Below are 24,097 nucleotides of genomic sequence, written 5' to 3' on the forward strand. Positions count from 1 at the left end.
CGGTCGCGCCGGTGCCGGTGGTTGGGTCCGCGGTGTCCGGCATAGGCGTGACCGCGCCGCTGTGGGTCGGTCTTCCGGTCGGGATCGCGTTCGGCATCCCCGCGTCCTTGTGGGGAATCGGTAATCCCGAGACCGTCATCCGCACGGCCAGGCTGATCGACCGATTGCTCATCGGCTGCTTCGCCAGCGTCACCGCTTTCGGTGCGGTGTTGCTCTACGGCCTGCACGCTCAGGGCTTGTCGCTGCACTTCGATCCCAAGCCGCTGTATGTGTATGGCGTGGCACTCGGTGGGGTGATCTTCGGGGTGGGCGCCGCCATCGGCGGGTACTTCCCGGGCACGGAGTGGATTGCACTTGGCGAGGGGCGCCGCGATGCGCTTTATGCAATTCCGGGTGGGCTTCTGGGTGCGGCCGCGTGGACGTTGCTCTATCAGACGTCCCCGGGTCAATGGTTGATCAGCTCGGCGAACTTCGGCGACATGGTGGTGACCGGGCCGGTGGCCGACATACGACCGTGGCCGATGGTGGCGGTGGCCGTGGGCTATGCCGCCGTGGTGCTCGCCCTCCTGTACTTCCTGCCGCGGTACAAAGGCGGAGCACACAGCTGCCTTCGTCACCTCGGCGCCGGCTGCGTCGACGACCATGACCGCGCCTTCATTCGTGACACGACGGCGTTCCTGACAGAAGGCGCCGTCGACGTCGCACGGCGAAGAGTCGGCCCCCGGCAACGGCGCGTGAACGCCGAGGCCGTGCCCTTTACCAACTACTACGCGCGGGCGATTCTCGGCGTCGCCGCGACCGTGGCTTTCGTCGTCGTCGGTTCGATGTTCCTGCGCCAAGTGTTCGGTCAGTCGACGACGTACTCGTGGCTGATCGGTACGGTGCTGCTCCCGGACTTCGACTACACCACTGTGGTGATTCGTGGGATTGGGTGGGAGCCGCTGTCCGACGTCGGAGTCATGGTGGGCGCGATGATCACGTCGGTATTCATCAGCGGGCGGTTCACCGCCTTCCGCTCCGTGATACCGCCTTCCTGGCGTAACCGGTTCGGAACCAGCCCTGTCGTCGTGCACTCGCTGCCTTCACCGGTTCCTTTCTGGTGCTCTTCGGTGCGCGGATGGCAGGTGGATGTACCAGTGGGCACACTCTCAGCGGCGGCGTGCAACTGGCTCTGAGCGCGTGGTTGTTCACGGCGGCCGTCGTGGTGTCGATGGTGTTCACCGGGCGGCTGGTGTACCGGGACACGACGTGGCTGACGATGCCCCCGCAAGGGACCGGCGCTCCGGAGGCGATCCCGGGTGGCCGTCGATGAACGGACGGTTTGCCTTGCTGCTGGGCATATTCGGTGCCGCTCTCGCCGCCATCGTCACCACCGCGGTGGAGTTGACCGCAACAGCACCTCAAGGGCGGCTCACGTTGGTCGCATTCGGGGCTCCGGCGGGGATCGCCCTTCTGGTGCTGGGGATCGTCACCGCTTTGGCTCGCACCAGTTCTGGTGATGGCCGTGGCCATGACACGCGGTCGTGACGCGCGTTGTTTGTTCGCGGGAGCGCTCGTCGGTCGCAGACGTCAGCTATATGCCTGACTCATTCGGCTCAGACATCGACCCGGTGTAGCGGTGTGTCGCCGCGGAGCATCGGGATACGGCCATCTGCCAGATGCCACGAGTGTGCGACTGTCACTCGCGACTCCGCCAGGGCCTACCACCCCACCGGCAGCCCCAACGGCCCCAAACGGGAAAACCGCGGACCTGAAGTAGGTCCGCGGCTATTCCGATGTCTTGCGACATCACAGTCTTGCGAAATCACAGAGTGCCCCCGGCAGGATTCGAACCTGCGACACCGGCTTTAGGAGAGCCGTGCTCTATCCCCTGAGCTACGAGGGCATGACCGCTGGGAGCTTACCCGGCCGACGCGTTGCGCCCACAACGGCCGATCCCGAGTTATGGCAAAAGTGTCAAAACTTGGAGCGGCGGCGGTAGCCTGCCAGCCGTGGAGCTGACACTGCAGCGAATCGGCGCGTGGGCCGGCACGATCATGATCCTTCTCTACGGCACCAGCTTCTCCGGCATCGCGCAGCTGTTCCCACCCCTGTCGCCGGTGTCGTCGGCCGATGAGATCGCCGCGTTCTTCTCCGACCACAAGCTCTGGGTGCGCTTCGGGGTGTCCGGCGCGCTGCTCTCCGCTGCGCTGGCGCTGCCGTTCCTGGCGACGATCGTGCTGCGCATCCGCCGCGCCGAGGGCGGCTTCGGCATGCTGTCGATGACCCAGCTGATGGCCGCGACGGTGTTCGTCCCGGCGTTGATCTTCCCGCAGTTCTTCCTGGGAGTGGCCGCCTACCGCCCCGAACAGCGCTCGGCCGAACTGACCCAGGCGCTCAACGACGTCTTCTGGCTCTGGTTCATCGGCATCGTCGGCACCATCATCGTCCAGAACGTCACGCTGGCCATCGCCGCGTTCGTCGACCAGGGTGACCCGCCGACCTTCCCGCGCTGGTACGGCTACCTCAACCTGTGGGTCGCCATCCTGTCGCTGCCCGGCTGCGTCGTCGTGGTGTTCAATGACGGTCCGCTGGCCTGGAACGGCGTGTTCGCCTTCTACATCCCCGGCCTGGTGCTGGTGATCTGGCTGTTCTCCACCACGGCGGTGATGCTGAAGTCGATCAAAGCCGAGCAGGCAGCGCTGGCACCGGCGTGACCGGCAAGACCGCCACGGCGGCGCCGCCTGGGCAGGCCCGCCGGATCCCCGGGGAGAGCGGCACCTGGGTGTTCCTGTTCGGCGACATGCTCGTCTTCGGCGCGTTCTTCGTCACCTTCCTGGTCGAGCGGGCGAAAGAACCCGACGTGTTCGACGCCGCGCGCACCACCTTGCACCTCGGTGTGGGCGTGCTGAACACGCTGGTGCTGCTGACCAGTTCGCTGTTCGTCGTGCTCGCGCTGGCAGCGACGCGCACCGGTGCGCGGACCCTCGCCACCCGCGCCGTCGTCGCAGCCATGGGGTGCGGCCTGGTCTTCATTGCGCTGAAGGCGTTCGAATACGTCTCGCTCGCGGGCGCCGGTCACGGCCCCGGCGCCAACCACTTCTATCTCTATTACTTCATCCTCACCGGGCTCCACCTGTTCCATGTCTGCCTGGGGCTCGGCGCACTCGCCTTCATGGCCACCCAGACCCGGCGGGCCGAGCTCGGCGTCACCCGTACCGCGCTGGTCGAAGGTGCAGCCTGCTTCTGGCACCTGGTCGACCTGTTGTGGATCGTCCTGTTCGCGCTGCTGTACCTGGTGAGCTGAATGACTGCGCTGAAGCTGCTGAGCAACCGCGCCGGGGTCACCTGGCTGATCCTGGTCGCCGCGACGATCGTGTCGTGGGCTGTCGGGGCCGAACACGGCACCGGTTCGATGGTGGGGGTGGTGGTGCTGGCCATCGCCGCGGTCAAGGTTCGGCTGGTCGGGCTGGACTTCATGGAACTGCGCCATGCGCCGATCCCGCTGCGCGCCGCGTTCGAGCTGTACTGCGTGGGGATGTGGGCGCTGCTGTCGGGGCTCTACCTGTGGCTGTGACTACCTCACAAGCCCGGGCCACCTCAGCAGCACGGACTACTTCAGAAGCGCGATGACCTTGCCGAACGCCTCGACGTGGCGCGCCTGCACGATGACGTAGCTGATGCCGTAGGTGTCGCGGTAACCGCGCAGACGTTCGGCGATCTCGTCGGTGCTGCCCGACAGGACACCGGGGTGGCGCAGCAGCTCCTCATCGGTCAGGCCGGGCAGCGACCGCCGGGCGATGGCCAGGTCGGGCGCACCGGAGTCGTCCACCGGCATCGCGGTGATGGCGACGTTGAGCTCCAACTCGTCGAATCGTTCCCCGGCCGCGTCCCGGACGAATCCGATGCGCTCGGCCAGTGGATCGTCACCGGGTTCGGCGGGCCGGTCACCCCCGGTCAAGCCGATGATGTCGGCCCAGCGCGCCGCGATGCGCAGCACCCGGTCACCGTTGCCGGCGATCATGATCGGCACGTCGGGCAGGTGTTCGGCCATGTACTCGCAGGTGTCGCGCAGGTGGTCGACCCGTTCACCCGCGCTGGGGAACCGCAGACCGGCCGCGTCGAATTCTTCCTTGACGTAGCCCGTCCCGAGCCCCAGTTCGAAGCGGCCCTCGGACAGCTCGTGCAGCGCACCGACATCGCGCGCCAGCAGCGCCGGCCGGTAGAACGCCGAGTTGACGACGAATGTGCCGACCCGCAGCGCCGGAGCGGCCAGCGCGATGGCCGTCATGACCGGGAACGGCGCCGGGCCACCGAGGTGGTCGGGTACGTGCATCACGTCGAACCCGAGATCCTCGGCGCGGCGCGCCGACTCCCTCAGCGAGCCCAGCGAGCGCACCCGCGTGACACCGACCCCGAACCGGAAACCCTTGGCCACGAAATTGATCGTAGGACCTGAGGTTTGAGCCCGAGGGGCGCTGGGCATAAAGGGTTTCGACTTTTCACGATGATCCGGCCCGTTGTGCACACTCCGACGGGCCGGATCAAATTTCTTCCAGGGAGTTTCGGTGGCGTCTTCGACGGGGTCGACACCCACGCTCGGCGTCGAGGAAGAGTTCCTGCTCGTCGACCCGACGTCGGGCGCCCCTGTCGCGCTCAACCGCGCGGTGGCCGACCGGGCGGCGCGCGACGGCGTCGATCTCCAACTCGAACTGACCAGTTGCCAGGTCGAAACCACCAGCTCGGTCGTGGAGAACACCTCCGACCTGCGCGACGAGCTGCTGCGGTTGCGCACGGTGGCGGCTGGCGCCGCCGAGGCCGCGGGTGCGCAGTTGCTGGCGGTAGGCCTGCCGCCCACCCTGCCCTCGCAGTTCCCGGTCACCGACACCCCGCGTTACCGCGACATCGGGGAGCGCTTCGGGATGATCGCCCACGAGCAGGGCATCTGCGGCTGCCACGTGCACGTCGCCGTCCCAGACCGGGATGCGGCCATCGGTGTCAGCAACCGGCTGCGGCCCTGGCTGCCGCTGCTGCTCGCGCTGACCGCGAACTCGGCGATCTACCGCAACGCCGACACCGGCCACGCCAGCTGGCGCAGTGTGCTGTGGGCGCGCTGGCCCAGCGCCGGCCCGCCGCCGCAGTTCGACTCGGCCGACGAGTACGACGCCGCGGTCCAGATGCTGTGCCATTCCGGGGTGATCCGCGACGACGGCATGGTCTATTGGGATGTTCGGCCCTCCCGCAACTTCCCCACCATCGAGGTCAGGGTCGCCGACGTGCCCGCCACGGTCGCCGAGTCGGTTACGTTCGCCGCACTGGTCCGAGGCTGCGTGATGACCGCACTCGAGGAGCACCGACGCGGCGAGCCGGTGCAACCGTTGGCGTCGTTCGCCCTCAAGGCCGCCTACTGGAAGGCCGCGCGCGATGGTCTCGACGGCGACAGCCTCGACCTGCAGGAGCACGCCCTTGCGGCGACCCGGCAGCTGCTGGAACAGCTGATCGAGCGGGTCCGCCCCGCGCTCGAGCAGGTCGGCGACTACGAGCTGGTCTCGTCCGGGTTGGCCGGGGTGGCCGAACGGGGCAACGGCGCGATGCGTCAGCAGGCGGCATGGCGGCGGAGCCACGAGGTGTCCGACGTGCTGGCGGAGGCGGCCGCCGCGACGCTGGAGAGTCCTAGCTGAGCGGTAACTCGGCGAACACCGGGCTGGTCGGTTCGGTCGATCCGCCCGGTGGTTCGACGGTGAACGCGAGCGCCCGCGAGGACCCCAGGTCCGGGATCACAGCGGTCGTCGACGGTGCGACCGAGTCCGGGCCCATGGTGCCGGCCGAGTGCGGCCCTTGCCCGTCGACCAGCCACATCTGATAGACCGTTCCCGGTTGCGGAGGCGGCACGTTGTTCATCACCAGCACCCCGGAGCCCTGTTCGCGAGAGAACACCACCGTCGCGGTACCGCCCCCGGGAATCTCCCCGGACACCGTGCGCACGTCCGGCGCGGCGAACACCTGATCGGCGGTCGACGGCACAGTGGGCGGGCGCAGCGCCATGCCGACACCCAGAGCACCCAGCCCGACCACCGCCACCGCGGCCGCGGCCAGCACCATGCGGGGCCAGCGGCGTTCCTGCGACGAACGACGCAGCGGCACGGGTTCCTCGGCGATGCGGCTCAGCAGCTGGTCGCGGAGCTCCGGCGGTGGTTCCACTGCGGTGGCTGACGCCAGCGCGGCCATCGTTTCGCGCACCGCCTGCACCTCGGTGTGGAAGGCGTCGGCGACGTCGGGCGGCGCATCGTCGAGCAGCCGCTCGACGTCGGCGGCTTCGGCATCGCTGAGCGCGTGCAACGCGTAGGGCGTCGCCAGCGATAACAGCTCAGCTGCATGTGGTCCGGTCACGCGGCCCCCAAGCATCGACGCAGGCCTCGGATGGCATCACGCATCCGGGACTTGATGGTGGCAAGGTTCGCCGACAGGCGCTCGGACACCTGCGCGTAGGTCAGCCCGTCGTAGTACGCGAGTTGAATGCATTCGCGTTGGGTGTCGGTCAGCGACGCGAGGCATTCGGTGACCTGGCGACGTTCGTCGCTGAGGATGACCGTGTCGGCGACGTGGTCGGAGGGCGGCTCCATGCTGGCGGCGCCGTAGCGCGACTCCCGGGTGCTGGCGGCCTGCTCCGAGCGCACCCGGTCCACGGCGCGGCGATGGGCCAGCGTCATCAGCCAGGCCAGCGGGCTTCCCGCGGCGGGGTCGTAGTTCTCGGCGGTGCGCCACACCTGCAGATAGATGTCCTGGGTGCATTCCTCGCTGTATCCGGGGTCCCGCAAAACGCGGGTGACCAGGCCGAACACCCGGGAACGGGTCTGGTCGTAGAACGCCGCGAAGGCGTCGACATCCCGACGGGCCACCTGGCGCAGCAATGCGTCGAGTTCGGCGGTCACGAGCGGTAGCCTAGCCACCTGCGTCAACGTCGTCACGTCAATCCCCGCTTCCGCCAAGCCGTGGTGAAAGGGAATGTGCGCAAACATTATTCATGGAAACTCGGCCGACGGGCACCAGCGACTCGGCTTTTTCGGGTTTCTCGGCGCCGCGTGAGGCCAGCGGCACCCCCCGCAACCGCAGCGTGATGGCCTGCACCCGCATGCCGATCGAGTTCATCAGCGGGGCGCACGGCGCCACCAGTTGCAGCGCCAGAACCTGGCCGACACCCGCGCGTCGCCGGTCGCCGCGCATGGTCGCGACGAAGGCCGGGTGGTCGTCGCGGTGCAGCGAGATCCTGACGTCGAGCGTGTCTTCCGGTTGGGGTGCATGGACCAGGTAGTGGCCGCTGACATCGTTGAACGGGGACGTGTGGAACTTCTTGGCCACCATCGCGGGCCGGTCGCCGGACGGGGGCAGAAGGTAGGCGTGGCGCTCGCCGCGGAGGTTCTGGACCTCGGCGACGACGTGGCGCAGCACTCCGCGCACGTCGTGGCACCAGTACAGGCTCAGGGGGTTGAAGACATAGCCCAGCACCCGCGGCTGGAACAGCGCTGTGATCCTGCCACCGGGCAGGTCCACGCCCTTGTCGGTCAGGAACGACTCGACGCGGGTGCGTAACGTGTCCTGATCGGAACCCCACAGATGGTCGCGCGGGTCGAACGTCGCAAACGGACGCAGCCAGCGGGGGAGCCGGGGCAGCGCGTCGACGTCGACGAACCAGCTGTAGCTGCGGTGCTCGAAGTAGTGATGCACCGGCGCACGGCGCAGGTGGGTGATCCGGGTGCGGTAGAGGGCCGTCGTCACGTCGGCACCGCCACGGCATCCGGCGGATTCCAGGGCGCTGACCTCGTCGTCATCGACGTTGGTCGCTGCCCCGCGTAGATGGGTTCCACATACCGGCATTCGGAGCGGTGCGCCCCGTGGATGGGTGGCCGAGCGCAGTGATTCGGGGGCTAGCGTCTCTGCCAGGAGCGTGCTGCCGCCGCCAGCCCCTGCACCAGCGCCGACGTCGCCGGTGCCAGCCCGTCGTCGCTGGGCAAACCGCTGCGGGGGCTGACCCCGCGTACCCGCGCCGACAGTTCCAGCTGCGTTCCGCCGTCGCGGGGCCGGTTCACGGGGTTGCCCGGGTGCAGCCCGCGCAGCTCGCGGGGGATGGCGTCGAGGTCGGTGACGACCTCATAGCCAGGGATCGTGATGTGCTGATCGAGGTGTGCGGCGAGCGTGCGATGGCGGCCGCCGGCCAGGATCTGGGTGCTGCGGCCCGCGCGGCCATAACCGTGCAGCGAGACCGCGACGTCGACGTGGTCGAGGAACTCGGCCAGCCGCTCGGATTCCGCCGGGTCGTAACGCGCCGAAGGCAGATGGTGCGGGTAGTGGTCGGGGTGGCGCACGACGTAGAGCGAGGCGTCGGCGGCGTCGGCCGCCCGTTCGGCGATCACATCAGTCATCTGTTCCAGACCGCCGCCATGGATGGCAAGGAAGCCGAACGTCGAGCGCAACACGCTGTGCTCGAGGATCGCGGAATCACACAGCAGTTCCGAAAGGGACTGTGGTGCAGCGGCATCCGGTGCAGCAATGCGCTGTGGCCAGCGGGTGGGATCCCACCGCTCGAGGAACTCGATCCAGCGGTGGGGCAGGCCGTGGTGGCGGGCGCCGTCGAGGATCCGCTCCAGGTAGCCCGGTCGCGGAGGGCCCGCCTCCACGCGGTGGTCGATGTAGACCCACGCCGTGGCCGGGCCGGTGTCGGTGTGCACGGTGAGCTCGTCGCGCCGATATCGCACCGGAACTCCCTCGGCGCTGTCCAGGGTCGCCAGATCGTGATCGGACAGCTGCCAGATGACACCGTGCACCTCGGCGCCGGCGAACCGCTCGACGGTGGCCACGCCCCGCTCGTTGATCAGCCAGTCGTGATCGGACAGCATCGCGCGCCGCGGATCGCTGGCGTCGGGGCATCGTTGCGCCATCTGTCGCACGCACAGGTTCGACCCGTACGCGAAGTAGCTGTGCTTGCCCGCCATTCAGCCTTGGACGGTCAGCTCGGTCGGCGTCACGAAGAAAAGAGTAACGGGCCCGGCAACCAAGCCGTCCCGAGCCGGGGCCGAGAGCTCCCGTCTGCTACTCGAAGCCCAGCCCGTAACCGCCCACCAACGGCCAGAAACCGATGCCCTGCCAGCCGCCCCAGTTCCAGGGCGGCGGGGTGGTGATGAGCTGGGTGCTGCCGTTGGTCTCACAGAACGTCACGGTCTCGCCGACATCCGTGCACTCCGGGGCGGCCGATGCGGTCTGCGCGGTACCCAGGGCCACCGCGACTCCCGCCAGCGCGACGAGCGCGCTGCGGGTGGCTCGTGTCATGACCGGTTGTCGCTCAGAGGACGAACATGCCGTAGTCCCACGGGAACATGCCGCCGCCGTACCAGGGCTGGGCGTATTCCGGGGGAGTCGAGCTGATCTGGGCGTTGCCGGGTGATTCGCACAGGGTGGTCGCGCCACCCTGCATGCCGCCACCGCCGGAGCTGGTCTGCTCACAGTTCGGCTGAGCGAGTGCGGCGGGGGCGGCGGCGATGGCCAGTGCGGCCCCGCCGCCGGCGAGAAGGGCGGACAGAGCAGTGAGGCGGGCCTTCATCTTCTTCTTCCTTCCAGCGGAGTTGGGCCAAGCCTACAGGTCTTTCACAGTTCAGGAAGCCACTCCGGCGCCCGCGAAATTGCCCGGCGCAGAGCCGATCAAGGGCCGATCAGAGGGTGAACATGTTGTCGTCCCACGGGAACCCGCCGGTTCCGCCGTAGCGGTAGCCGGGCGGTTGGACCGTGGGCAGCTTGCCGTCGATCTCGGCGTTGCCGGGGGACTGGCACACCTCCCCGCCGCCGGTCTGCCCGGCGCCGCTGGGGTTCGTCTGGTCGCAGGCCGGCTGGGCGAGGGCTGCCGGAGCGGCGGCGATCGCAGCGGCGGTGACGCCGGCTCCGAGCAGGGTTGCCAGGGCGGTGAAGCGCGCAGTCATCTTCTCGGTCCTTCCGGCTCGGTTCGTCAACCAGCGTATAGCCCGTGCCCCGTCACCAGCGGCAGATCCAGCGTCGTGGCGATGCCGGGAGCCGCGTCGATCACCGCCGGGATCGCATTGATCACCCGGGACGCGGTGGCGACCAGGCCGGCGTGGTTGTGGTCGCCGTTCGGGCTGCTCAGGCACAGGTCGAGAGCGTAGGAGGGTTCACCGGTGACCTCGATCCGGTAGGACCCGCCGGGCTGGGAGGGCTGTGGCCAGTCCGGGCAAAGGTCGTCGCGCAGCCGGGTGACGTGTTCGAGCACGACGGCCACATTGCCGTCCTTCATGCCGCGCACCTCGAACCGGATCGCAGCGGTCGTGCCCTTGCCGATGGGACCCGCCGCGATGTCGAAGTCCTCGGGTGCCGGCACCCGGACGTGAGTCTCGGTGACCTCGTCCAGCTCGATGCCCAGGCCGGCCGCGAGCTGGCGGACCACCGAGCCCCAGGCCAGGCTCAGCACGCCGGGTTGGAGCAGCATCGGTGTCTCGTCGAGGCTGCCACCGAATCCCATCACGTCGAACATCACCGGCGCGCTGTCATAGGTGTCGTAGTTGATGATCTCCATGCACCGGATCTGCTGCACGCTCTGGCACGTGCCGGCCAGCGCCAGCGGCAGTAGATCGTTGGCGAAGCCCGGATCGATGCCGTTGACGAAGATCGTCGACGAACCTTCCTTCGCGGCGTCCTCGATGGGGGTGACCATCTCGGAGGGGATCACCTGCCACGGGTACTGCAGGAACACCGCGCTGCTACCGACCACGTTGATTCCGGCGGCCAGGATTTTGCGGTAGTCCTCCAGCGCTTCGATCAGCCGGTTGTCGGCCAGCGCGGTGTAGACCACGCAGGCGGGCTTGGTGGCGATCACGGCGTCCAGGTCGGTCGTCGCCAGAATTCCTGTCGACCCAGGGAGGCCGGCGAGTTCGGCGGCGTCCTTGCCGGCCTTGGCCTCTGAGGAGACCCACACCGCGGTGAGGTCGAAGCGGTCGTCGTTGATCAGCTGGGTCAGCGCGTGCTTACCGACGTTTCCGGTGCCGACGGCGGCGACGGGGATCGGGCTGGGGCTGGAAGTGGCCACGGTGGTGTCCTCACAGATCGGGAATCGGGAGCTCGAGGTTGGGGAAGGTGATGCCACCGTCCACTTCGAGTGTCTTGCCGGTCAGATAGCCACCTGCCGGGGAGGCGAGGTACACCGCCGCCGCGGCGATGTCGAGAGGATCGCCGAGCCGACGCAGCGGGGTGGCCTGCTCCATCGGCGTGCGCAGTTCCTCGTTGCTCGCGACGATGTCGAGTGCGGAGGTCAGGATCGACCCCGGTGCGATGGCATTGACCCGGATGCGTGGCGCCAGGTCCAGCGCCGACAACCGGGTGTAGTGGGCGAGCGCAGCCTTGGCGGTGCCATAAGCGGCGAACCCGCGCCCGGCGACCCGGCTCATCGTCGAGGTGACGTTGATGATGCTGCCGCCACCGGAATGCTCGAGCATCAGCGGGGCGGCCGCCGCGGTCAGCGCGTGGGCGGTGGCGACGTTGAACGTGAACGCATCGCGCATGTCCTTGGCAGTGGTGTCCAACAGCGCGCCCGGCATCGTCCCGCCGACGTTGTTCACGACGATGTCTAGTTTGCCGAACGCCTCGACGGCCTGCGCGGCCAGCGACGAGGTGTCCTCCGGCCGGGCGAGGTCGGCGACCACGATGTGCGCGCGCCGACCTGCGCCGCGCACCTGCTCGGCAACCTCTTCGAGCTGGGCCTGCGTGCGCGCGGCAATCAGCACGTCAGCGCCGGCTTCGGCGAAGGCGAGGGCCATGGCGGCGCCGAGGCCCCGCCCGGCGCCGGTGACCACGGCTACTCGATCGTCGAGGCGGAACCTGTCGAGAATCACGCGCGTCACCGTAACAAGAACCTGTTCTAGTTTGGCGCGAATTCGGCGTGATCGCCTTCCGGTGACCTATTTCTTGGCAGCGGCCTTCTTGGCCGTGGACTTCTTCGCCGGAGCCTTCTTGGCGGCCGACTTCTTCGCCGGGGCCTTCTTGGCGGCGGCCTTCTTGGCGGGAGCTTTCTTCGCGGGCTTGCCGTCGTCCTCGGAATCGTCTTCGGCGTCGTCCTGGCCGGAGTCCTTGGCAGAGCTCTTGGCGGAGCCCTTGCCCGAGCCCTGCTCCTTGCGCGCCTTGACGCTGGCCTCGAGTTTGGCGAGCAGATCCGAGACGTCTTCGGTCTCGTCGAGCTCCTGCGGCTCTTCCTCGGTGGTGAACGCCTCGCCGCCTTCGAGCTTGGCCTGGATGAGCTCGTGCAGATGTTCCTGATAGTCGTCGTGATAACGATCGGGATTGAAGTCATCGGTCATGGAGTCGACGACCTGGCTGGCCATCTTCAGCTCGGCCGGCTTGACCTCCACCTCTTTGTCCAGCACCGGGAAGTCCGGGTCGCGGATCTCGTCGGGCCACAACAGCGTGTGGACCATCATCACGTCGCGCTTGCTGAAATCCTTGACCCGCAGTGCGGCCAGCCGCGTCTTGTTGCGCAGCGCGAAGTTCACGATCGCGACGCGATCGGATTCCATCAGCGTCTTGGCCAGCAGCACATAGGATTTCGACGATTTCCCGTCCGGCTCCAAGAAATACGACTTGTCGTACATCATCGGGTCGATGTCGCCGGCCGGCACGAACTCGAGCACGTCGATCTCGCGGCTGCGTTCTTCGGGCAGGCTGGCGATGTCGTCGTCGGTGATGATGACCGTCTGGCCGTCGTCGGAGTCGTAGGCGCGGGCGATGTCGCGGTACTCGACGACCTCGCCGCACACCTCGCAGACCCGCTTGTACCGGATGCGCCCGTTGTCCTTGGCGTGCACCTGGTGGAACTTGATGTCGTGATCCTCAGTGGCGCTGTAGACCTTGACCGGCACGTTGACCAGGCCGAAGGCGATCGAACCCTTCCAGATGGACCGCATCAGCCCAGTATCTCCGATGAACCGGCGGTATCCAGTGCAGCGCGATCCGGCAGGTCGGCACCGGCCCGGGTGACGGTGACGGCGGCGCACAGGGTTGCGGCGCGCACGGTGGCGGTCAGGGTGTCGGTGTCGAGGCGGGCCAGGGCGGCCCTGCGCGGCGCGCCCAGCAGATCGCGCGACCACAGCGCGTCGACCAGGCCCGTCATGAACGCGTCCCCGGCGCCCACGGTGTCCACCACTTCCACACGTGGTGCTGGTACCCGCACATTCCCGGCCGCACACATGGCCAGCGCACCCTCGGCGCCGAGCGTCACCACCACGATCGACGCGCCGAGCGCCAGCCACGCCTCACCGATCTGTTCCGGTGAGCGGCGGGGATCGATCCAGCGCAGATCCTCGTCGCTGACCTTGATCACGTCGGCCTTCTCCAGCAGCCGGTCGATGCGGTCCCGCGCAGCATCAGCGTCGGTGATCAACGCCGAACGGATGTTCGGGTCGAATGTCACGGTGGCCGAGGTGTGATAGGTGTCCACCAGCGCGGCGGTGGCCAGGCAACCCGGTTCGAGCACGGTGGCGATCGAGCCGGTGTGCAGGACCAACGGGGGTGGCACAGGTGCAGTCCCGCTGAGCTGCCAGTCGATATCGAAGGAGTACGTCGCGGAGCGGTCCTCGTCGAGGACCGCTCGCGCCGTGGCGGTCCGCTCAGCGGTGTCACTGCCCGGAACCACGTGCACGCCCGCGGTTTCGACGAACTCGCGGACGCGGTGTCCGTAGTCGTCGGTGCCGATGTGGGTGAGGAAGTCGACCTCCCGCCCCAGCCGCGCCAGACCGACCGCGACGTTGAGCGGACTGCCGCCGACGTGTTCGCCCGCGACCCGCCCGTCTCGCATGACGACGTCGATGAGCGCCTCTCCGATGACCAGTGCCCTCACATTCTCGACGCTACCGCGTCGCCACCGGGTAATACCGTGATGTGGTGGACCGTTATGACCGGGTGAAGCTGACCAACCCGGACAAGGTGCTGTACCCGGCAACCGGGACGACGAAGCGAGAAGTCTTCGAGTATTACGTCGACGTCGCTGCAGCGATGCTGCCGCACATCGCCGGCCGTGCCGTGACGCGCAAGCGCTGGCCCAACGGGGTCGACGAGGCGGCGTTCTTCGAAAAGCAGCTGGCGTCCTCGGCGCCGGACTGGCTGGATCGCGCCACGATCGTGCACAAGTCGGGGAGCACGACCTATCCCGTGATCGACACCGTCGAGGGGTTGGCCTGGATCGCACAGCAGGCGGCCTTGGAGGTGCACGTGCCGCAGTGGCGGTTCGTCGACGGACAGAGGGGGCCGGCGACGCGCATCGTGTTCGATCTCGACCCCGGCGAGGGCGTGTCGTTTCAGCAGCTGTGTCAGGTCGCCCACGAGGTGCGGGGGCTCATCGACGACATCGGCTTGCGGACCTTTCCGCTGACCAGCGGCAGCAAGGGCCTGCATCTCTACGTTCCGCTGGACGATCCGATCAGCTCGCAGGGCGCCTCGGTGCTGGCCAAACGCGTGGCTCAGCAACTGGAGCAGACCATGCCCAAGCAGGTCACCGCCACGATGACCAAGAGCCTGCGTCACGGCAAGGTCTTCGTGGACTGGAGTCAGAACAATGCGAACAAAACCACGATCGCACCGTATTCGCTTCGGGGACGCGAACATCCGACGGTAGCGGCACCACGTACCTGGGCGGAGATGTCCGATCCCGATCTGCGGCACCTGACGTTCGAGGAGGTTCTCGACAGGCTGGACCGCGACGGCGATCTACTCGCCGATCTCGATGAGGCGTTGCCCGTGCCCGACCGACTCACGACCTATCGCGGCATGCGTGACAGAGGCAAGACCCCGGAGCCTGTTCCCGCCGAGGCGCCGACGGTCGGCGGCAACGACAAGTTCGTCATCCAGGAGCATCATGCCCGGCGGTTGCACTACGACTTCCGGCTGGAGCGCGACGGAGTGCTGGTCAGCTGGGCGGTTCCGAAGAACCTGCCCGAATCGCCGTCGGTCAACCACCTTGCGGTGCACACGGAGGATCATCCGATGGAGTACCTGACGTTCGCCGGGGAGATCCCCAAGGGTGAGTACGGCGGCGGCGAGGTCTACATCTGGGACACCGGTACCTATGAGGCGGAGAAGTTCCGCGACAATCCGCCGGACGGGCCCGGCAAGGGCGGTGAGGTCATCGTCACGCTGCACGGGCAGAAGATCGAGGGTCGTTACGCGCTGATCCAGACCGACGGCAAGAACTGGCTGGCGCACCGCATGAAGGAGCAGAACCGGCCCACCTTCGCCGATCTGGCACCGATGCTGGCCACCGAAGGGTCGGTGGAACGACTCACCAAGAGCCAGTGGGCGTTCGAGGGAAAGTGGGACGGCTACCGGTTGTTGGTCGAGGCCGACCACGGCTCGCTCTCGCTACGTTCGCGTCGCGGTCGGGACGTGACCGGTGAGTACCCGCAACTGCAGGCACTGGCCGCCGACCTCGCCGACCACCACGTGATTCTCGACGGTGAGGCAGTAGCCCTCGATGAATCCGGCGTGCCGAGTTTCCGCGAGATGCAGAACCGCGCCCGCTCGACCCGACTCGAGTTCTGGGCATTCGACATCCTGGCACTCGATGGGCGATCCTTGTTGCGCGCCAAGTACTCTGATCGCCGCCGGGTGCTCGAGGCCCTCGCCGAGCAGGGTGGACTGATCGTGCCGGCGGTGATCGAGGCCGACAACGGACCCGACGCTCTCGAGGTGGCGCGCTCGAAACGGTGGGAGGGCGTGATCGCCAAGAAGCGTGACTCGACGTACCAGCCTGGGCGGCGGTCATCGTCCTGGATCAAGGACAAACTGTGGAACACTCAGGAGGTCGTGATCGGCGGCTGGCGGGTCGGCAACGGTGGGCGCAGCAGTGGCATCGGCGCGCTGATGCTCGGTGTTCCTGGTCCTGACGGACTGCAGTTCGTCGGCCGCGTCGGGACCGGGTTCACCGACAAAGAACTGGCGTCGCTGAAGAAGACGCTGGCGACGCTGCGTGCCGACGAATCACCCTTCAGTGCCACGCTTCCCAAGGCTGACGGGCGCGGCGTGACGTTCGTGCGGCCGGAGCTGGTCGGGGAGGTGCGCTACAGCGAGCGCACCTCCGATGGTCGGCTGCGGCAACCGAGCTGGCGAGGGCTGCGAACCGACAAGGAACCGGGCGATGTCGTGTGGGAGTAGGTCAGCGTGAGAGGGAGTCTGCCATCTCTGCGAGTCCATCAGTGAGGCTGACAGACGGGGCGTAGCCGAGTTCTGTTCTTGCAGCGGTGATGTCGTAACTACGGTCGCGGCCCATGAACGTGGTGATCCAGTTCGTCAGCATCGGCGGTTCCGGCTGACGCAGCAAGCGTGCCCCTGCTTCGAGGAGCGCTCCCAGAGGGGCCGCCACCGCCAAAGGCACACTGGGGGCCGCGCTGACGTCGACACCCCGGGTCGCCAGCAGCGGGGTGAAGAAATCCCGGGCCGGCATGGGTGTGCCGTCGGTGACGTAATAGGCCCCGCCCGCCCGCCCGGCGGTGAGGGCGAGGTGGACGGCCTCGGTGAGGTTGTCGACGTGGACGAAGTCGACCGTGTGCTTGCCGTTGTCGATCCAGCTGAATCGGCCGGCTTCCACCGCTGCGACGAAGTCGTCGAGGGTCGACATGCCCGCACCCCAGATGAACGGCGGCCGAAGGGCCACTGTCGTCATCGTCGGAGTGAGCGCGCTGAGCAGAATGCGCTCGGTTTCGAGCTTGATGCGACTGTAGGCGATGTTCGGCCGACCTTCGTCGGTGCGCTCGTCGACGACCGTCGCGCGTTGGGTGCCGCTGGACACGCTGGCGGCGCTGATCAACACGAATCTCGGCACTGCAGCCGAGGCGGCGGTCTGGTGAAGAGCGACGGTGGGGTCGAGGTTGGCCCGGCGGAACACGTCATCGCGGCCCCAGAACGCCATGTAGGCGGCGCCATGGACGACGGCGTCTACTCCACGCAGCGCCGACGTCCACTGTGGCGGTGTGGCATTGACCAGATCCGCCAGGTCGCCGAGGACCGGCTCAGCGCCGAGCCGGCCGACGAGGTCGGCGGCGCTGTCTGTGCGGGCGAGCGCGCGCACCTCATGGCCCTCACGGACAAGTCGCCTGACCAGGTGCTGGCCGACGAATCCGCTGCCGCCCGTGACGAATATCTGCATCTGCGTCTCCATTCAATCTACGTCAAATCATTTGATATCAAACTATATGGGCACTGATAGTATGTCGTCAACGTGAAAGAGGCGACGGGTGGACGCGCTGCGTCAGGCGAGTCGACGCAGCGCGCTGGGCGCCTGGCCGACGTGTTCGGACGCGCAGGAAAATCGGTGGTGCGCGCATTCGATGACCGCCTGGGGGAGCGCGGCGTCTCGACCCCGCGATCCAAACTGCTTGCCGAAGTGGCCCGCATGCAGCCGGTGCGGCTCGCGGATCTGGCCAGGGAGGTCGGAATCAGCCAGGGTACTGCGTCGACGCTGGTGGAGGCCCTGGTGCGCGATGGGCTGGTCGCCCGCGGCGTCGACGACAACGACCGGCGCGCGATACGCCTGACGACCACGGCCGCGGGGGAGGAGCAAGCGCGAAGCTGGCTGCGTGACTACGTCGTCGTCGCGGGGGAGGTCTTCGGCTGCCTCAGCAGCGAGGAACAAAGCCAGCTGATCCGACTGCTCGATCGGATCGCCGAGTCCCTGAACCCCCCGGCGTAGTCGAGGGGAAGTGGCTGCCCGCGGGCGATTCGTCACGCTGAGGTCCGCGTCCTGGGCGCTGGTCTGCGCAGCGGTCATTCCAACCTCGTGGAATGCGATGTACTCCCGCGCTGCACCTTCGTCCCTGCACCTTCGTCAGCGTCGGGGAGTGAGTGAGCTAGACGGGATTCTCTGCCACGAAGCAACGTATCGAATCATTGATCTCGCTGGCACGTTCGATCGGCAGGGCATGAGAGTTGTACGGCCACAGGCGATATTGCCAGCCGGGGACCACGGACCCTATTCGATGAACGCCGGTGGCCGAATCGTGGACAGTATTGCCGGCCAGAAGAACCTGGACCGGTAGGTGGACCGAGCGCAACGCACGATCGCTGATGAGACGCGCCGTCGGTGTCCGTATCGGTGGCGCGCAATGCGCGAATCCGGCTCCGAACAGCTCCGCAAGTGCGGGATGGCCAGTGATCCAGTGGGCTGCACGTCGGGCTCGCGGGGTGTTCGGTCGCCCTTGGAGGGCTAGGCTCATCCAGAACCGCGCTGACAGCCGCGCGACTGTGGCGGCCGGATCAACCAAGGTCAAAGTCGCCAAGCGACCGGGCATCCGGGCCGCCGTGTGCGTGGCCAGCCAGCCGCCATACGAATGCCCAACTACGTGGACATGTTTCAGCCCCAATCCGTCGAGGGTCGCGTCGAGGCACCGCGAGGAATCCTCGGGCGTGCGTATTGCTTTCGACTGAACGCTGGCCCCGGGTTGACCCAGCGGGTCCATGGCTTAGACGGTGAAATCGCCCGCAAGGCCGTCTACCTGCGCCCACCACATCGCCGATGTCAGAAAGAAGCCGGGAATGAACAGGAGCAGGATGCCGTGATCGGGGCCGTGTCGATAGACCCGGACAGTTCCGTAACGGGTTCTGACGTCGTGGACGGCATCGGGTGCCGGGCTCAACGCGCGTACTTCTTCGTATTGGCGAAGAAATCGGCTCCGGGCGTCTGCGTTCTTGAATCCACCGTCTTGCACGTCGAACCCGAACCCCTCGCTCTTATCCGAACCCGACCGAAGTCACGGTAGTTCCGGTTCTGACGCGCGTCCGTCGGCTGGTCGAATCTTGTCCATGTCGTGATTGGCGCCGAATGGCGTCTTTTATCGCGGGCGGCTTGTACCAACGTGCCTCCAGCGGCTCCTCTCACCAATCAGGCCTTCAAGGGACTCAACCAGAACTGTCACCGATGTCTCGAGACATAACAGAATCGGAGCTCCGTTGTTATCTCTCAGGACATCGGTGACAGTTCTGCATCAGGACATCGGTGACAGTTTGGGTGGTCTTGGTGGTGACACTTCTACGTCGAGGCTGCGGAGGTGGCTGTCAATGAACCCATCGATCCTCGCGTCCGGCTGGCGATCTCGCAGTGGCCCGGTAACGCGCCACGCGGAGCGGTCTCGACGTTCTGCATTGAGCATGGCATCTCCCGAAAGTCGTTCTATGCGTTGCGCACGCGAGTGCAGACCGAGGGGCAGGCCGCGGTACTCGAACCCAGGACGCGACGTCCTCGATCAAGCCCGTCGAAACTGAGCGATGAGCTCAAGCCCAGGCGGTGGCAGTGCGGGCCGCTCTGGAAGCCTCCGGCCTGGACCACGGCCCCATCAGCGTGCACGACAAGATGCACGCGATGGGCCTGCCGCAGGTGCCCTCGACGGCGGCGCTGGCACGGATCTTCCGCGAGGCCGGTGTGGCTCGTCTTGAGCCGAAGAAGAAACCCCGCTCGGCATGGCGACGGTTCGTTTACCCGGCCCCGAATGCGTGCTGGCAGCTCGACGCCACGCAGTACGTGCTCAGCGCAGGGCGCACGTGTGTGATCTTTCAGCTCATCGACGACCATTCCCGCTACGCGGTCGCTTCCCATGCCGCCTGGTCTGAGACTGCCGAAGCGGCCATCGCCGTGTTCGACAAGGCTGTGGCCGCCTGTGGTGTACCCCAAAGGCTTCTGTCCGACAACGGAATTGCACTCAACCCTTCCAGGCGTGGATACCTCGGCCGATTCGTCAAACACATCTCGCGGCTGGGGGTGGAAGCGATCACCGGCAAGCCCGATAAGCCGACAACTCAGGGCAAGAACGAACGCTTCCATCAGACATTGTTCCGCTACCTCGATAAGCAGCCGCTGGCCAGCACACTGGCCGAGCTGCAGGCCCAGATCAACGCTTTCGACCACATCTACAACACCGAACGCCCCCATCAGGGTCTACCCGGGCGGATCACGCCACTGGCGGCATGGGAAGCCACCCCCCGAGTCGATCCTCCTCGCCCCAGGCCTGACCGACCCCTATTCACCGTCACCGCGAAGCCACGCCGGCCTTCGCCGGCGCCGGAAACCCTTCCACAGGGCACCTGCGTCATGACGCTCAACACTGCCGGAACCTTCTTGCTCGCCGGAGTCCGCTACAAAGTCGACGGAGGGCTCGCCTGCCAGGAAGTCCTCGTCGTGACCGACGGCGACCACATCACCGTGGCCGACCTCGACGGCGAAGTCCTCATCGAGCACACACGTCCCGCACCTGGGGTCAGATACGTCGGCAACGGCCGACCACGCGGCCCACGCCCCAAACCGTCACCGAAGTCCTGACACATCAACTGTCACCGATGTCCTGATACAGAACTGTCACCGCTGTCCTGATACATCGGATTCTCCGGCACCCGTTTTTGTCAGTCGTCGAATGTATGTTCGAATCATGTCAGGGTCGGCGTTGTCGGAGGCGGTCGCAGCGGTGCGCGCCGCGGTCGACGCCGCGGCCGGTGCTGGGGTGGATCTGCTGGGTCGTGCGGATCTGGTCGACGCCCTGGATGAGTTGGAAACGGTGTGGTGTCAGCTGCCGGCCCTGCGGCATCGGTTGTTGGCCCGTCTGCAGGTCGAGACCACCGCGAAGGAGATGGGCGCCAAGTCGTGGAATCAGGTGCTGGCGGTGCGGTGGCGGATCTCCACCGCCGAGGCGGGGCGGCGGTTGGGTGAGGCGGCGCTGCTGGGGCCGCGACACGCGTTGACCGGGGAGGCTCTGCCGCCGGTGTTGCCGGCGACCGCGGCCGCGCAGGCCCGGGGTGTGATCAACGCTGAGCATGTGGTGGTGATCGCCAAGGCGGTGGCCAAGCTGCCCGGTTTCGTCGACGCCGGCACCCGTGAGGAGTTCGAAACCGATCTGGTGCGCCTGGCGGCCGGGGCCGGACCCAAGGATGTCAGCGATGCTGCGGAGTTGGCGTTGTTCCTGCTCGATCAGGACGGCCCCGAACCCGACGACACCGAACGCGCCCGCCGCCGCGGACTGAGCAAGGGTAAGCAGCGTGGCGATGCGATGACCCCGATCAGTGGGGAGCTGACCCCCGAAGCGTGGGCGCTGATGGAGGCGATCTTCGCCAAGTACGCCGCCCCGGGCATGTGTAACCCCGACGACCCGCAACCCTGCACCTCCGGCACGCCCTCGCAGGCCCAGATCGACAACGACCACCGCAGCCTGGCCCAGCGCCAGCATGATGCGCTGGTCGCGGTGTTGCGGATCGCGCTGATGAGCGGTCAACTCGGCCAGCTCAACGGGCTGCCGGTGTCGGTGATCATCCGCACCACCCTGCAAGATCTGGAATCCCGGGCCGGGATCGGAGTCACCGGTGGGGGCACCCGCCTCCCGATCGCCGAGGTGATCCGCCTGGCCGCCCACGCCCATCACAGCCTGGCGGTGTTCGACAAGGCCACCGGGTCGGCGCTGGCGTTGTTTCGGGCCCGCCGGGTCGCCTCCCCCGCCCAGCGGATCATGCTGATCGCCCGCGACGGGGGCTGCACCAAACCCGGCTGCACCGTCGGCGCCTACGGCAGCCAAGCCCATCACGTCGTCGCCGACTGGACCGACGGCGGCAACACCAACGTCGACGAACTCGGCCTGGCCTGTGGACCCGACAACCGCGCCGTCGGCCCCGAGGGCTGGAGCACCCGGATGAACGAACGCGGCGAAGTCGAATGGATCCCCCCACCAGCGTTGGACACCGGCCAAACCCGCATCAACACCTACCACCGCCCCGAACGCCTCCTCCGACCCCCCGACCAGGAGCCGGCCTGCAGCCCAGACGCCGGCCTGCAGAGCGACGGCGGGGCCGCCGAAACCACCCCGAGCTGTCACCACGACCAGCCCGGCGACACCCCGCGGGTCGACGACGAACCGATCGACTATGAGCTGATCGGCGACGAACCGATCGACGACGAACCGATCAACGGCCAGCCGATCAACGACGCGCCGATCGACGACCAGCCGATCGACGACAAGCCGATGGACGACGCGCTGACCGACGACGCGCTGATGGCCGACGCGCCGATCGACTACGAGCTGACCGAACCATCGCCGAGCGACAACCCCAGCGAACCCGAAGAACGCGACGAACCCAGCAGCCCAGGCGACCCCGGCGAACCTGACAAACCCGACGAATCCAGTAACCCCGGCCAACCCGGCGGACCCGCACCCCCCGACGGGCAAGCCGCCTGACCGCCGTAGTGCCTCACCGCCGACAGTTCCAGCGCTGCACGGCCGAATAACCGCGCGGCTCGAGAGCCCAACAGCCGCAAGGCTTCAAGGCCGAACCGCGGAAGCGGACTCGTCTTTGGACGATGCCCATCATCGCCGAGCAGCCTGTCTGGTGTACGGGTTCTCCCGCAGCCGCGGCGGGCAGCCGCGGGAAAGTGCAGTGCAGTGACACTAGCGCTTGTGCTGCGGAGGTGGGTCACCGCGATAGAACGCGATGGTGTTGTCGGCGGCGCGGCGCGCGACCGGGGCATCCTCGCCCGAGGCCACCTGCGCCGCGTACCAACCTTCGCCGGCATCGCGGATGTACTCTCTGCCGGCTCCGGTTGTCGCCCACTGCTCTTCCTTGAAGTCGTCGGGCACCGAATCGCCGGTCTCGAGGTGAATGGCCAAGCCCAGCAGCGCCAGATCCCACCCGAGGCCGACGGCGCCGGGCCCGTACTGGGGCCACATCTCGTCACCGACCAAGGAAATGTGGTCCAGCTGCATTCGCGACTGCTCGGGGCCCTCCTCGACGATCCGCAACTCGATCCAGCTGACGCCGCCGCCGAACTCCCATGTGGCGGTGAAGGTGCGCGGCGGGTCGCAGGTGAGGATCGTGCCGGAGGCATTGCCCTCGACTTGGTACTTCCCTCCCAGGCTCAGGTCACCGTGAACCGGCGCAAACCATCTCGGCAGTCTTTCGGCGTTGGTGCACGCATCCCAGAGGTCGGCCGCGTCGGTGGAGTAGCTGCGGCTCAGCGTGACGACGTGGGCCTCGCCGGCATCGAGGGTCCGGCTGCCGACCGTACGCTGCACCGCGTTGACGTGGTGGTTGACGTCCATCAGTCCTGTCTCCCTTGATCGTTGATGTGCTCACCCATGCGTCGCTGCCGCTTGCCGCGGGCGACCTCGGTATCCAGGGCGTCCAGCCGGGGCGCCCAGAACCTGCGGAAGCGGTTCAACCATTCATCGACGTGCTGCAGCGCCGATGGATCGACGGCATACAGTCGCCGCTGCCCCTCGGGCCGTACCGTAGTGAAACCGTTGTCCCGCAGCACCTTCAGATGCTGAGAGACAGCCGGCTGGCTGATGTCGAACTCGCCTCGAATCGTCTCGGTGATGGCACCGGCCGACTGCTCACCATCGACGAGTAATTCCAGAATCCGCCGCCGCACCGGGTCGCCCAGGACGTCGAACGCGTGCACGGACCAGAAGTTACAGCCACAACTTATATAAGTCAAGGTTGATACGAATTGCTATAGCCGATTCATAAAAGACCACCAGGCACGACCACCAAGCAGGTTTGGGCCCTCGCGAAGGTCAGCCGGCTACAGCTGATCCTTCCAGCGCCTCCCGCAAGCCGCGGGTGGCCAACGCGTCGGCCAACTCATTGTCGTCGACACCCGAGTGTCCCTTGACCCAGAACCACTCGACGCGGTGTCGCGCGCAGGCCGTCTGAAGGCGCTGCCAGAGGTCGACGTTCTTCACCGGTTGCTTCGACGCGGTCACCCATCCGTTGCGCTGCCAGCCCAGCACCCATTTGGTGATGCCGTTCCGGACGTAGGTGCTGTCGGTGTAGAGGTGCACGACGACGGGTCTCGTGAGTGCCTCCAGCGCCATGATCGGCGCGGTCAATTCCATCCGGTTGTTGCTCGTGGACGCCGGCTCGCCGCCGTACAGCTCGCGGACGTGGTGGCGTTGACGCAGCACCGCGCCCCAGCCGCCGGGGCCGGGATTGGGGCGGCACCCGCCGTCGGTGTGAATGACCACGACGTCGTCATCGGCGGGGGCAGGCATGCGCCGAGAATAGGCGACCCCCGCGTTGGGACTGCGGTAGCAGCGCCGAAGTTCGAAAA

General features: G+C 67.2%; 26 protein-coding genes, 1 tRNA gene and 2 pseudogenes. 11 read left to right on the forward strand and 18 right to left on the reverse strand.

Features of this window, described 5'->3' with window-relative positions:
• The first annotated feature begins 32 nt into the window (after window positions 1-32).
• Genes ACEWX3_RS05740 through ACEWX3_RS05750 form a run of 3 tightly spaced genes read left to right on the forward strand, consistent with a single transcriptional unit; the run spans window position 33 to window position 1,527 of the window.
• Window positions 33-1,175: a YeeE/YedE thiosulfate transporter family protein gene (locus tag ACEWX3_RS05740; protein WP_374158918.1), complete on the forward strand. Its 1,143-nt coding sequence runs from the start codon at window positions 33-35 to the stop codon at window positions 1,173-1,175.
• Window positions 1,100-1,312 carry a YeeE/YedE thiosulfate transporter family protein gene (locus ACEWX3_RS05745; protein ID WP_374158919.1) on the forward strand — a complete coding sequence of 71 codons (213 nt, stop codon included), beginning with the start codon at window positions 1,100-1,102 and terminating at the stop codon, window positions 1,310-1,312. The genes ACEWX3_RS05740 and ACEWX3_RS05745 overlap by 76 nt, the downstream gene beginning before the upstream one ends.
• Complete coding sequence (locus ACEWX3_RS05750; RefSeq protein WP_374158920.1) at window positions 1,309-1,527, forward strand: hypothetical protein; 219 nt, start codon at window positions 1,309-1,311, stop codon at window positions 1,525-1,527. Before ACEWX3_RS05745 ends, ACEWX3_RS05750 begins: the two co-directional genes overlap by 4 nt.
• Before the next feature lie 285 nt (window positions 1,528-1,812).
• Here ACEWX3_RS05750 and ACEWX3_RS05755 read toward each other — a convergent pair.
• Window positions 1,813-1,885 (reverse strand) — tRNA-Arg (locus ACEWX3_RS05755).
• Window positions 1,886-2,036: 151 nt separating this feature from the next.
• On the opposite strand from ACEWX3_RS05755, the gene ACEWX3_RS05760 reads away from it, so the two are divergent.
• The 3 genes from ACEWX3_RS05760 to ACEWX3_RS05770 are packed head-to-tail and all read left to right on the forward strand — an operon-like array spanning window position 2,037 to window position 3,556.
• Window positions 2,037-2,696: a hypothetical protein gene (locus tag ACEWX3_RS05760; RefSeq protein WP_374159798.1), complete on the forward strand. Its 660-nt coding sequence runs from the start codon at window positions 2,037-2,039 to the stop codon at window positions 2,694-2,696.
• Window positions 2,693-3,286 (forward strand): cytochrome c oxidase subunit 3, encoded by a 594-nt coding sequence (locus ACEWX3_RS05765; RefSeq protein WP_207065713.1) that lies wholly within the window; start codon window positions 2,693-2,695, stop codon window positions 3,284-3,286. Before ACEWX3_RS05760 ends, ACEWX3_RS05765 begins: the two co-directional genes overlap by 4 nt.
• Window positions 3,287-3,556: a cytochrome C oxidase subunit IV family protein gene (locus ACEWX3_RS05770; RefSeq protein ID WP_207065712.1), complete on the forward strand. Its 270-nt coding sequence runs from the start codon at window positions 3,287-3,289 to the stop codon at window positions 3,554-3,556.
• A gap of 36 nt (window positions 3,557-3,592) precedes the next feature.
• Here the strand turns inward: ACEWX3_RS05770 and ACEWX3_RS05775 are convergent, their stop codons facing one another.
• Window positions 3,593-4,417, reverse strand: coding sequence for an LLM class F420-dependent oxidoreductase (locus ACEWX3_RS05775; RefSeq protein WP_221354601.1), 825 nt, complete (start codon window positions 4,415-4,417; stop codon window positions 3,593-3,595).
• A 130-nt stretch (window positions 4,418-4,547) separates the two neighbouring features.
• Here ACEWX3_RS05775 and ACEWX3_RS05780 point away from each other — a divergent pair, with 130 nt between their 5' ends.
• Entirely contained in the window at window positions 4,548-5,660 is a 1,113-nt protein-coding gene (locus tag ACEWX3_RS05780; RefSeq protein WP_221354603.1) for a glutamate--cysteine ligase, read from the forward strand.
• On the opposite strand, the gene ACEWX3_RS05785 is transcribed toward ACEWX3_RS05780, so the two are convergent.
• The 11 genes and pseudogenes from ACEWX3_RS05785 to ACEWX3_RS05835 all read right to left on the reverse strand — a co-directional run bounded on the left by ACEWX3_RS05785 (window position 5,653) and on the right by ACEWX3_RS05835 (window position 13,864).
• Window positions 5,653-6,369, reverse strand: a complete 717-nt coding sequence (locus ACEWX3_RS05785) for an anti-sigma factor domain-containing protein (RefSeq protein ID WP_374158921.1) — start codon at window positions 6,367-6,369, stop codon at window positions 5,653-5,655. The genes ACEWX3_RS05780 and ACEWX3_RS05785 overlap by 8 nt on opposite strands.
• Window positions 6,366-6,947, reverse strand: a complete 582-nt coding sequence (locus tag ACEWX3_RS05790) for a sigma-70 family RNA polymerase sigma factor (RefSeq protein ID WP_221354607.1) — start codon at window positions 6,945-6,947, stop codon at window positions 6,366-6,368. Before ACEWX3_RS05790 ends, ACEWX3_RS05785 begins: the two co-directional genes overlap by 4 nt.
• Before the next feature lies 1 nt (window position 6,948).
• Complete coding sequence (locus ACEWX3_RS05795) at window positions 6,949-7,755, reverse strand: DUF1365 domain-containing protein (RefSeq protein WP_374158922.1); 807 nt, start codon at window positions 7,753-7,755, stop codon at window positions 6,949-6,951.
• Window positions 7,756-7,904: 149 nt separating this feature from the next.
• The gene (locus tag ACEWX3_RS05800) at window positions 7,905-8,969 is read right to left on the reverse strand and encodes a poly-gamma-glutamate hydrolase family protein (RefSeq protein ID WP_374158923.1); all 1,065 of its coding nucleotides are present in this window, start codon (window positions 8,967-8,969) and stop codon (window positions 7,905-7,907) included.
• Window positions 8,970-9,066: 97 nt separating this feature from the next.
• Window positions 9,067-9,303, reverse strand: coding sequence for a hypothetical protein (locus tag ACEWX3_RS05805; RefSeq protein ID WP_374158924.1), 237 nt, complete (start codon window positions 9,301-9,303; stop codon window positions 9,067-9,069).
• A gap of 13 nt (window positions 9,304-9,316) precedes the next feature.
• Window positions 9,317-9,574 (reverse strand): hypothetical protein, encoded by a 258-nt coding sequence (locus ACEWX3_RS05810; protein ID WP_374158925.1) that lies wholly within the window; start codon window positions 9,572-9,574, stop codon window positions 9,317-9,319.
• A gap of 109 nt (window positions 9,575-9,683) precedes the next feature.
• The gene (locus tag ACEWX3_RS05815) at window positions 9,684-9,947 is read right to left on the reverse strand and encodes a hypothetical protein (RefSeq protein ID WP_221354614.1); all 264 of its coding nucleotides are present in this window, start codon (window positions 9,945-9,947) and stop codon (window positions 9,684-9,686) included.
• A 26-nt stretch (window positions 9,948-9,973) separates the two neighbouring features.
• A complete protein-coding gene (locus ACEWX3_RS05820) occupies window positions 9,974-11,065 on the reverse strand; it encodes a diacylglycerol kinase (RefSeq protein WP_374158926.1) in 1,092 nt (363 codons plus the stop codon).
• A 10-nt stretch (window positions 11,066-11,075) separates the two neighbouring features.
• A complete protein-coding gene (locus ACEWX3_RS05825; RefSeq protein ID WP_152518553.1) occupies window positions 11,076-11,867 on the reverse strand; it encodes an SDR family oxidoreductase in 792 nt (263 codons plus the stop codon).
• Between the two features lie 264 nt (window positions 11,868-12,131).
• Window positions 12,132-12,932, reverse strand: a pseudogene (locus tag ACEWX3_RS05830) (Ku protein); the annotation flags it as partial.
• Window positions 12,932-13,864, reverse strand: a complete 933-nt coding sequence (locus tag ACEWX3_RS05835; protein ID WP_374158927.1) for a carbohydrate kinase — start codon at window positions 13,862-13,864, stop codon at window positions 12,932-12,934. The pseudogene ACEWX3_RS05830 and the gene ACEWX3_RS05835, both read right to left, overlap by 1 nt.
• A 41-nt stretch (window positions 13,865-13,905) precedes the next feature.
• Here ACEWX3_RS05835 and ACEWX3_RS05840 point away from each other — a divergent pair, with 41 nt between their 5' ends.
• Window positions 13,906-16,173, forward strand: a complete 2,268-nt coding sequence (locus tag ACEWX3_RS05840; protein ID WP_374158928.1) for an ATP-dependent DNA ligase — start codon at window positions 13,906-13,908, stop codon at window positions 16,171-16,173.
• Window position 16,174: 1 nt separating this feature from the next.
• Here ACEWX3_RS05840 and ACEWX3_RS05845 read toward each other — a convergent pair whose 3' ends face one another.
• Window positions 16,175-17,164, reverse strand: a complete 990-nt coding sequence (locus ACEWX3_RS05845; protein WP_374158929.1) for an NAD-dependent epimerase/dehydratase family protein — start codon at window positions 17,162-17,164, stop codon at window positions 16,175-16,177.
• A 72-nt stretch (window positions 17,165-17,236) separates the two neighbouring features.
• Between ACEWX3_RS05845 and ACEWX3_RS05850 the strand changes: the two genes are divergently transcribed.
• A complete protein-coding gene (locus ACEWX3_RS05850) occupies window positions 17,237-17,707 on the forward strand; it encodes a MarR family winged helix-turn-helix transcriptional regulator (RefSeq protein ID WP_221354627.1) in 471 nt (156 codons plus the stop codon).
• A gap of 157 nt (window positions 17,708-17,864) precedes the next feature.
• Here the strand turns inward: ACEWX3_RS05850 and ACEWX3_RS05855 are convergent, their stop codons facing one another.
• A complete protein-coding gene (locus tag ACEWX3_RS05855; RefSeq protein ID WP_374158930.1) occupies window positions 17,865-18,473 on the reverse strand; it encodes an alpha/beta fold hydrolase in 609 nt (202 codons plus the stop codon).
• A 630-nt stretch (window positions 18,474-19,103) separates the two neighbouring features.
• Here ACEWX3_RS05855 and ACEWX3_RS05860 point away from each other — a divergent pair.
• Together ACEWX3_RS05860 and ACEWX3_RS05865 are read left to right on the forward strand one after the other, a co-directional pair.
• Window positions 19,104-20,326, forward strand: a pseudogene (locus tag ACEWX3_RS05860) (integrase core domain-containing protein).
• A gap of 91 nt (window positions 20,327-20,417) precedes the next feature.
• Window positions 20,418-22,223 carry an HNH endonuclease signature motif containing protein gene (locus tag ACEWX3_RS05865; RefSeq protein ID WP_374158931.1) on the forward strand — a complete coding sequence of 602 codons (1,806 nt, stop codon included), beginning with the start codon at window positions 20,418-20,420 and terminating at the stop codon, window positions 22,221-22,223.
• 210 nt (window positions 22,224-22,433) lie between these two features.
• On the opposite strand, the gene ACEWX3_RS05870 is transcribed toward ACEWX3_RS05865, so the two are convergent.
• From ACEWX3_RS05870 to rnhA, 3 genes are all read right to left on the reverse strand, one after another.
• The gene (locus ACEWX3_RS05870; protein WP_221355038.1) at window positions 22,434-23,087 is read right to left on the reverse strand and encodes an SRPBCC family protein; all 654 of its coding nucleotides are present in this window, start codon (window positions 23,085-23,087) and stop codon (window positions 22,434-22,436) included.
• Complete coding sequence (locus ACEWX3_RS05875) at window positions 23,084-23,446, reverse strand: helix-turn-helix transcriptional regulator (RefSeq protein ID WP_207065693.1); 363 nt, start codon at window positions 23,444-23,446, stop codon at window positions 23,084-23,086. Before ACEWX3_RS05875 ends, ACEWX3_RS05870 begins: the two co-directional genes overlap by 4 nt.
• A 115-nt stretch (window positions 23,447-23,561) precedes the next feature.
• Window positions 23,562-24,038: a ribonuclease HI gene (rnhA, locus tag ACEWX3_RS05880; RefSeq protein ID WP_207065692.1), complete on the reverse strand. Its 477-nt coding sequence runs from the start codon at window positions 24,036-24,038 to the stop codon at window positions 23,562-23,564.
• Window positions 24,039-24,097: the final 59 nt, after the last annotated feature.

The organism is Mycobacterium sp. G7A2, assembly GCF_041902445.1.
In the GTDB taxonomy this organism is placed as follows: Bacteria; Actinomycetota; Actinomycetes; order Mycobacteriales; family Mycobacteriaceae; genus Mycobacterium.